Source organism: Euzebyales bacterium (assembly GCA_035461305.1).
In the GTDB taxonomy this organism is placed as follows: domain Bacteria; phylum Actinomycetota; class Nitriliruptoria; order Euzebyales; family JAHELV01; genus JAHELV01.
The window spans coordinates 1-8485 of the sequence record DATHVN010000228.1 but is presented as its reverse complement, the minus strand read 5'-3'; the positions used below and the strand labels follow the sequence as shown (position 1 = coordinate 8485).

The following is an 8485-nucleotide window of genomic DNA, read 5'->3' as shown; positions in this document are numbered from 1 at the left end:
TGAACAGCTCGCCGAACGCCTTCGGGTACTGCTCGAGGAACACCTCGATGTCCTCCATGCCCAGCATCATCGGGTAGATCAGGATGAACAGCGCCGTGGTCGCGGCGATGCCAATGCTCCAGCCGAGCAGTCCCCGGCGCTGGTCGTACAGGGACTTGGTGTACACGGTGCTCGGTCGCATCAGGACGTCTCCGCGGTGTAGTAGTCGAGGAAGATCTGCGCGAGGTCGGCTTCGTGGGTCACCACGTTCTCCAGACCCGCGGCGCCTGCCGTGCGCATGAGTCCCTCCAGCGACCCCTCGGCCAGCACGTGGACCCGCCGGCCATCACCGCGGACCTCGCGCACGCCGAGCTGGGAGCGGAGCGCACGGATGGGCGGCGTGCCGACGAAGGTCAGGTCGAGACGGCGCACGGCCCGCGCCTTGAGCGCAGCAACACGCTCGACGACAGCCAGCGTGCCGTCCCGCACGATGCCGACCATGTCGGCGATCTGCTCGACCTCCGACAGGACGTGCGACGACAGGAACACGGTCCGGCCGGCATCGCGTGCCTCACGCGTCATGGCGAGGAACGTCCGTTGCACCAGCGGGTCCAGGCCGCTGGTCGGCTCGTCGAGCACCAGGACCTGCGGGTCGTGCATGAACGCCTGGACCAGTCCGACCTTCTGGCGGTTGCCGCTGGACAGGTCGCCGATCCGCCGGTGCAGGTCGAGCTCGAGCCGTTCGGCGAGCTCGTCCACCCGGGACCACTGGCCACCACCGCGCAGGTCGCCGAGGTACTCCAGATACTGGAGACCGGTGATGTCGTCGTAGGCGACGTAGTCACCAGGGAGGTAGCCGACCATCCGATGCACCGCCCGACGGTCGGTCCACACGTCGTGGCCGCCGATCTGCGCACTGCCGCGGGTCGGTCGGAGCAGCCCGAGCAGGAGGCGGATCGTGGTCGTCTTGCCCGCGCCGTTGGGTCCCAGGAAGCCGAACACGGCACCGGTCGGCACGTTGAGGTCCAGCGCCTCGATGCCCACCGTCGCGCCGTAGTGCTTCGTGAGGTCGTGGATGCGGATCGCCGGTGCGGTCGCTGACGACTGCGGGCGCGTGATCGGTTCCGACATCGTGGCCATCGCCGCTCCTATGCGTCTCCCACCGACCAGTGAACCTGCGGGCAGCGCGCTGCACAGGGCCGGAGGGCCCGGTCGCCGGCGGCCAGTGCGACGTTGCAGGTGGACATCCGACCCGTGATCCGCGGGTCGATCGCCTCTGGCGTGGTCCGGGACCTGCCCGTTACGGTACGGTCCCCGCAACGGGCAGGGGCGTTTCCTGCTCTGGCACAGGAGGTCGGGCGATGCACAACAGGACGGGCACCGCCGGCTGGGCACTCGTCGGCCTGCTGGCGCTGCCATTGATGCTGGGAGGGTGCGGCGGCGGCGATGAGTCAGGCGGCGGGGAGGCGTCGGAGGCCGCGGCCACGCCGTCGGAGCCGGTCGCGGAGACCTCCGTGCCCGCCGAGGAGCCGTCGGAGCCCGGAACGGAGGAGCCGTCGGAGGCAGCCGCAGCGGACGTCACCGTGGTGCTCGGCGAGTGGATCGTCGAACCGACGCCGACGTCGGCCGACGCAGGCGAGCTGACGTTCACGGCCGACAACCAGGGAGGCGAGGCTCACGAGATGGTCGTGGTCCGCGCCGACGACGCGGCGGACCTGCCCACCGATGCCGATGGGGCGGTGGACGAGACGGAGATCCCTGAGGAGGACTTCCTCGGCGAGATCGAGGAGTTTCCGAACGGCGAGCAGCGGACCGCCACCTTCGCGATGGATGCCGGCACCTACGTGTTGTTCTGCAACATCACCGAGACCCTGGACAGCGGTGAGGTCGAGTCGCACTTCGTTGAGGGCATGGCCACCACGTTCACCGTGGAGTGAGATTCGAAGACGTCCGGGCCGTCGGCGCCGGGCCATGTGGCCCTTCATCCGCGTCGTCGTAACGGGACCATGGCAGGGCACATGATGATCCTGTTGGTCGCTGCCCCGCGTGGTCGGGGCGAGGAGGTGCACCCATGGAGCTCGAGATGCGTGAACCATCGACGGCCGAGTCGACCTACCCGTTCCCCCGCTACTTCGGCCTGCCCGACTGGCTGGAGCGCTGGGAGCCGTTGCGCCGCCTCGCGGATCAGCGCGATGCGGTGGCGATCCCGGTGGAGGAGTACGTCGAGGACGACCACCTGGTGATCCGCGCCGAGCTGCCGGGCGTGGATCCCGACAAGGACATCTCGGTGTCGGTCGACGCCGGGGTCCTGCACATCAGCGCAGAGCGCCGCGAGAAGCACGAGGAACGCAAGCCCGACAGGTACCGGTCCGAGCTGCGCTACGGCGCGTTCTCGCGCGCGATCCGCCTGCCGGCCGACGCCAGCGCGAGTGACGTCGAGGCGTCGTACACCGACGGCATCCTGACGGTGCGGCTTCCGATCGACCCTGACCGCGCGGAGCGGACGCGCATCCCCGTCCGGCGCGACTGATCACCACGACGCGCGTCGGCGGGCCCGTGGCGGGCTCAGGCCCGCCGACGCGCGAACACGCGATCACTCACGGAACAACAGGCGCCCTTCGGGCGCCGGGTCAGAACGGGTTGAAGCCCCAGCCCTCCTGGAAGGTGTTGGTGTAGTTGACCAGGGTCTCGATGTAGTTGGCGCGCTCGAACGCCGACGGATCGGCGACGGTACGCATGCTGACGCTGCCCTTGAGCTCGGCGACGGACGCGTAGCCCATTGCGCGGATCCAGGTCGCCAGATCGGCCTCGACCATGCCGATGTGCAGCGGACCCTGGTCGATCAGGGCCGACGTCATCATCGTCACGTCGGCGCCCGCGAGCAGGCCCCGGGCGACGTCGTCGGCCATGTGCACACCGCCGGTCAGCGCCAGTGACGCGTCGACCTGGCCGGACAGGATGGCCGTCCACCGCAGCGGCAGGCGGATCTCGGCGCGTCGCGACAGCTCGAGCCATGGCCGGACCTGCAGCGTCCGAGGGTCGATGTCGGGCTGGTAGAAGCGGTTGAACAGCACCAGCGCGTCGGCGCCCGCGTCCACGAGCCGTCGCGCCATCCCGGCGAACGCCGTGTAGTAGGGGCCGACCTTCACGGCCAGCGGGATCGAGATCGAATCGCGCACCTGCTCCACGAGGGTCAGCTGCGCAGACTCGATCTGGTCGGCGGTGGCGGTGGCGTCGGCCACGACCTCGTAGAGGTTGAGCTCGAGGGCGTCCGCGCCCGCGTCGGCGATCTTCGTGGCGTAGCTCACCCACCCGCCGGGCGTCACGCCGTTGAGGCTGCCGATGACCGGCACCGACAGCATGTCCTTGGCGTCGCGGACATGGCGCAGGTAGCGCTCGCCTACGCTGGCGTACCCCTGCAGGTCGGGGAAGTAGCTGGTTGCCTCCGGGTTCGCGTCGGCACCGAGCTCGAACAGCCCGTGGGCCTGCAGCTCGTCGTGGGCGACCTGCTCCTCGAACAGCGACGGCAGCACCACGGCCGAGATGCCGTTGTCCTCCAGTGCCTGCAGTGACTCCAGGCGGCCGGTCAGCGGGCCGGGCGAGGCGACCAGGGGCGTGCGCAGTGCCAGCCCCATGTAGATCGTCGACAGGTCGACGGCGGTCTCGCGATCGATCGACTGCGTCATCAGAGCACCTCCTCGGCACCAACCCCTGCGGGGTCGACGACCTCCCCGGGCTCGTGGGCGATCGACCGCTCCACCCCGGCGAGCTGCTCGTAGTAGTGCCAGCGCTCGTCGACGTCCGCCTGCGCGAGCGCCTGCAGCCGGCGTGCACGGTCGGGCGCGGTCCGCTCCAGCATGGCGAAGCGGCCCTCGCGCCGTGCGAAGTCGCGCAGGGGCAGCGCCGGCTTTCGGGAGTCCAGGCGGAACGGCGTGGTGTGCTCGTCCTCGCCCGGGCGGAACCGGAACAACGGCCAGTAGCCGCTCTTGACGGCGTCGCGCTGGTGGGTCATCGAGTGGCGCATGTCGAAGCCGTGCGCGATGCACGTCGAGTAGGCCAGCACCAGCGAGGGACCGTCCCACGCCGCGGCTTCGTGCAGCGCGCGGACGGTCTGTACCTCGTTGGCGCCGAGCGCGATCTGGGCGACGTACGCCGTCCCGTACTGCATCGCCAGCGCGCCGAGGTCCTTCTTGGGCGTCTCCTTGCCTGCCGAGGCGAACTTGGCAACCGCGCCACGCGACGTCGCCTTGGACGCCTGCCCGCCGGTGTTGGAGTAGACCTCGGTGTCGAGCACGAGCACGTTGACGTCCAGCCCGCTGGCCAGCACGTGGTCCAGGCCGCCGTACCCGATGTCGTACGCCCACCCGTCGCCGCCGACGATCCACACGTCCGTGCGCACGAGGTCGTCGGCGAGCCCGTCGAGCATGCGCACCCGGGGATCACCGTCGAGCGCGGCCAGCCGTGACCGGAGCGCGGCGACACGCGCACGCTGCGCGGCGATCTGCTGCTCGTCGTCCTGCGCCGCGTGCAGGACCTCGTCGACCAGGTCGGCGCCGAGCTCTCCGCGCAGGGCGCCCGCGAGGCCGCGGGCGGCCTCGGCGCGCTGTTCGAGGCCCACCCGGATCCCGAGGCCGAACTCGGCGTTGTCCTCGAACAGGCTGTTGGCCCAGGCGGGTCCGCGGCCGTCCGCGTCGACGCCCCACGGGGTCGTTGGCAGGTTACCGCCGTAGATCGAGGAGCACCCGGTCGCGTTGGCGACCACGATCCGGTCGCCGAACAGCTGGGTGAGCAGCTTGAGGTACGGGGTCTCGCCACAGCCCGCGCATGCGCTCGAGAACGAGAACAGCGACTCGCGGACCTGTGATCCCTTGATCGTGTCGCTGGCCAGCAGCGAGCGGTCCAGCGGCGGGATGCGCTCGAAGAAGTCGAAGTTGGCGCGTTCACGGTCACGGTGCTCGTCGGCGGGGGCCATCATGATCGACTTGCGGCCGACCTCCTGCTTGTCGTGGGCCGGGCACTGCTCGACGCACACGCCACAGCCGGTGCAGTCGTCCGGTGCGACCTGGATCGTCAGCAGGTGCTGCGTCGGCAGGTCGCGGGAGCGGAAGTCCTTCGACTGCAGCGTGCCGGGAGCACCGTCGAGCGCGTCGGGCTCGAACACCTTCATCTGGATCGCGTCGTGCGGGCACACGATCGCGCACTTGCCGCAGTCGATGCAGATGCTCGGATCCCACACCGGGATCTCCTGTGCGAGCGCCCGCTTCTCGTAGCGGGTCGTGTCGGTCGGGAAGGTGCCGTCGACGGGCAGTGCCGAGACTGGCAGCAGATCTCCCTCGCCTGCGAGCATGCGGGCCGTGACCCGCTCGACGAACGACGGCACGTCGGGTGGGACCGGCGGGCGCAGGCCGACGGTCGACGTGACGCGGTCGCCCACCGTGACCTCGGCGAGCTCGCCGAGCGCGTGGTCGACGGCGGCGAGGTTGCGCGAGACGACCTCGGGGCCGCGGCGTCCGTACGTGCGCTCGACCGACTGCTTGATCGCCGCGGCGGCCTCGTCGCGCGGCAGGATGCCGGACAACGCGAAGAAGCAGGGCTGCATCACAGTGTTGATGCGGCCGCCGAGCCCCGCGTCCCTGGCGACGCGGTAGGCATCGATCGCGAACAGCCGCAGGTCCTTGTCGAGGACCGCCTGCTGGACCGGCGCGGGCAGCGCGTCCCAGACCTCGTCGGCGGGGAAGGGGGCGTTCAGCAGGACCGTCGCACCCGGAGCGGCGCGGCCGAGCACGTCGCGCGTGCCGAGGAACCCGAACTGGTGGCACGCGACGAAGTCGGCGCGGTCGATCAGGTACGTCGACGTGATCGGCCGCGGAGAGAAGCGCAGGTGCGACACGGTCTGCGCGCCGGCCTTGCGCGAGTCGTAGACGAAGTAGCCCTGGACGTGAAGGTCGGTGTGCTCGCTGATGATCTTGACGGTGTTCTTGTTGGCGCCGACCGTGCCGTCGGCGCCAAGGCCGAAGAACACCGCCTGGACGTCGCCGTCGCCCGCGGTCAGTGAGAAGTCGGCGTCGGCCGGCACCGACAGGTGCGTGACGTCGTCGTTGATGCCGACCGTGCACCGGCGCGGAGGGTCGTCGCCGGCGATCGCCGCGAACACGCCGGCCACCATGGCGGGCGTCAGCTCCTTGGACGACAGCCCGTACCGCCCGCCGGTCAGCCGCGGCAACGCGGCGGGATCCAGGGCACCGGACGTCGCGGCCTCCGCCAGCATCGTCGCCACGTCGGTGAACAGCGGCTCGCCGGGCGCCCCCGGCTCCTTCGTGCGGTCGAGCACGGCGAGCCGGCGCGTGGTGGGCGGCAGCGCTCCGAGCAGTGCCGCGGCGGGGAACGGCCGGAACAGGCGGAGCGTCAACAGCCCGACCCGCTCCCCCCGGCGGTTCAGCTCCGCGACGGCCTCGCCGGCGGCGCCCGCGCCGGAACCCATGAGCACCAGCACACGGTCGGGCTCGTCGTGGCCCGCGTAGTCGGCCAGGTGGTAGGCACGCCCGGTGCGGGCGGCGAGGTCGTCCATCGCCTGCTGCACGACGTCGGGCATGGCGTCGTAGAAGGGGTTGACGGCCTCCCGGGCCTGGAAGAACACGTCCGGGTTCTGGGCGGACCCGCGCAGGACCGGCCGGTCGGGGCTCAGGCCGCGCGCGCGGTGGGCCAGCACGTCGCCGTCGTCGATCAGGGCGCGCAGGTCGTCGTGGTCGAGCGTGTCGATCCGGTTGAGCTCGTGCGACGTCCGGAAGCCGTCGAAGAAGTGCAGGAACGGCACCCGGCAGCGCAGCGTCGCGGCGTGGGCGACCGCCGCCAGGTCCTGCGCCTCCTGCACCGAGGCGGACGCGAGCAGCGCCCACCCGGTCGTACGCGCGGCCATCACGTCGGAGTGGTCGCCGAAGATCGACAGCGCGTGGGTCGCCACGGCGCGCGCCGCGACGTGGATCACGGCGGGAGTGAGCTCGCCGGCGATCTTGTACATGTTGGGCAGCATCAGCAGCAGCCCCTGCGACGACGTGAAGGTCGTCGCCAGCGCGCCCTCCAGCAGCGCACCGTGCAGCGCGCCGGCGGCGCCGGCCTCGCTCTGCAGTTCCGTGATCCGCGGCACCGTGTCCCACAGGTTGCGGCGGCCCGCGCTCGACCAGGCGTCGGCCAGCTCGCCCATGGGCGACGCGGGGGTGATCGGGTAGATCGCGATGACCTCGCTGCACGCGTGGGCCACGCGCGCTGCCGCCTCGTTGCCGTCGATGCACGTCGTCGCCATCGGACACTCCTCACACTTGCGGCCATACCCGACCGGTCCAGCGACCGTAGAGCGGGTCTCCCGACGCGGTTGAGGTCGAACGTACCCTCCCGGGCGGGACTGTTGACACCTTGCCGTTGCGCGGCCGTTGCGCGCACCGGGCGCTCGCACGCGCCCAGGACGCGATCATGCCGACAGCACTTGTGGCGGGACATCCCGACCTCGTAGGCTCCTGCGTGCGGGACGCGTCCACATCGTCGCGCTGGTACGTCGTGGGTCGACGGTGTGTGCGAAACGGTGACGGCATTTGCGAGGCAGTGACTGCTTCGCACATCGGGTCAAGTGGGGATGTGTGCGATGTTGACTCGACGGAACTTCCTGAAGCTCACGGGGGCGTCGACCCTCGGGTGGTACGTCGCGACGCAGGTCGGCTGGATGGAGCGGGCCCTGGCCCAGATCCCCGGCGGGACACTCGCTCCCGGCGACATCGCCAAGTTCCAGACCCCTCTGCTGGTTCCCCCCGTCATGCCGCGGGCGGGGACCATCAGGCAGATGGGTGGCAAGCCGATCGACTACTACGAGATCTCGATGAAGGAGTTCGACCAGCAGATCCTGCCGGCCGACATGCCAATGACCACGGTCTGGGGCTACGGCGCGGTCAGCTCAGCGAGCAGACGGGGGCTGCTGATCCACAACGCGCCGTCGCTGACGATCGAGTCGAAGTGGAACCGGCCCGTGCGCGTCAAGTGGATCAACGAGCTCGTCGACGCCAACGGCGACTACCTGCCGCACCTGCTGCCCGTCGACCCCACCCTGCACTGGGCGAACCCGCCCGGCGGGACGGAGGGGCGCGACATGCGTCCCACGTTCGAGGAGACGCCCGGCCCCTACACCGGACCCGTGCCCATCGTGACCCACCTCCACGGCGCGTCCGGCGTCGGCGACGAGAGCGACGGCTACGCCGAGGCGTGGTACCTGCCCAACGCTGACAACGTCCCGGAGGGCTACGCGACGGAGGGGACCTGGTACGACTTCTTCGCCGGCAAGGCAGCCTCGACGTTCGGCGTCGAGTGGGGCCCGGGCTTCGCGACGTTTCAGTACCCGAACGACCAGCGCGAGTCGACGCTGTGGTATCACGACCACACGCTCGGCATGACCCGCCTCAACGTGTACGCAGGACCAGCGGGCTTCTTCATCGTGCGCGGCGGACCCGAGGGTGAGGACGCC

The 8485-nt window shown here is 70.6% G+C and carries 7 protein-coding genes; 3 read left to right on the top strand and 4 right to left on the bottom strand.

Annotation, left to right across the window (positions count from 1 at the left end; genetic code table 11):
- Both VK923_20715 and VK923_20710 read right to left on the bottom strand, forming a co-directional pair.
- The coding region (locus VK923_20715; protein ID HSJ47102.1) for a hypothetical protein at positions 1-181 on the bottom strand (181 nt) is incomplete at its 3' end.
- Positions 181-1119 (bottom strand): ABC transporter ATP-binding protein, encoded by a 939-nt coding sequence (locus tag VK923_20710; protein ID HSJ47101.1) that lies wholly within the window; start codon positions 1117-1119, stop codon positions 181-183. The genes VK923_20710 and VK923_20715, both read right to left, overlap by 1 nt.
- A 221-nt stretch (positions 1120-1340) precedes the next feature.
- Between VK923_20710 and VK923_20705 the strand changes: the two genes are divergently transcribed.
- On the top strand, positions 1341-1916 hold the full coding sequence (locus VK923_20705; GenBank protein HSJ47100.1) for a hypothetical protein: 576 nt from the start codon (positions 1341-1343) through the stop codon (positions 1914-1916).
- Between the two features lie 134 nt (positions 1917-2050).
- Positions 2051-2509, top strand: a complete 459-nt coding sequence (locus VK923_20700; GenBank protein HSJ47099.1) for an Hsp20/alpha crystallin family protein — start codon at positions 2051-2053, stop codon at positions 2507-2509.
- 100 nt (positions 2510-2609) lie between these two features.
- On the opposite strand, the gene VK923_20695 is transcribed toward VK923_20700, so the two are convergent.
- Positions 2610-3665 (bottom strand): dihydroorotate dehydrogenase-like protein, encoded by a 1056-nt coding sequence (locus tag VK923_20695; protein ID HSJ47098.1) that lies wholly within the window; start codon positions 3663-3665, stop codon positions 2610-2612.
- Positions 3665-7279, bottom strand: coding sequence for a pyruvate:ferredoxin (flavodoxin) oxidoreductase (gene nifJ / locus VK923_20690; protein ID HSJ47097.1), 3615 nt, complete (start codon positions 7277-7279; stop codon positions 3665-3667). Before nifJ ends, VK923_20695 begins: the two co-directional genes overlap by 1 nt.
- Positions 7280-7615: 336 nt before the next feature.
- Here nifJ and VK923_20685 point away from each other — a divergent pair.
- Positions 7616-8485, top strand: an 870-nt coding sequence (locus VK923_20685) for a hypothetical protein (protein HSJ47096.1), incomplete at its 3' end; no start/stop codon positions are given.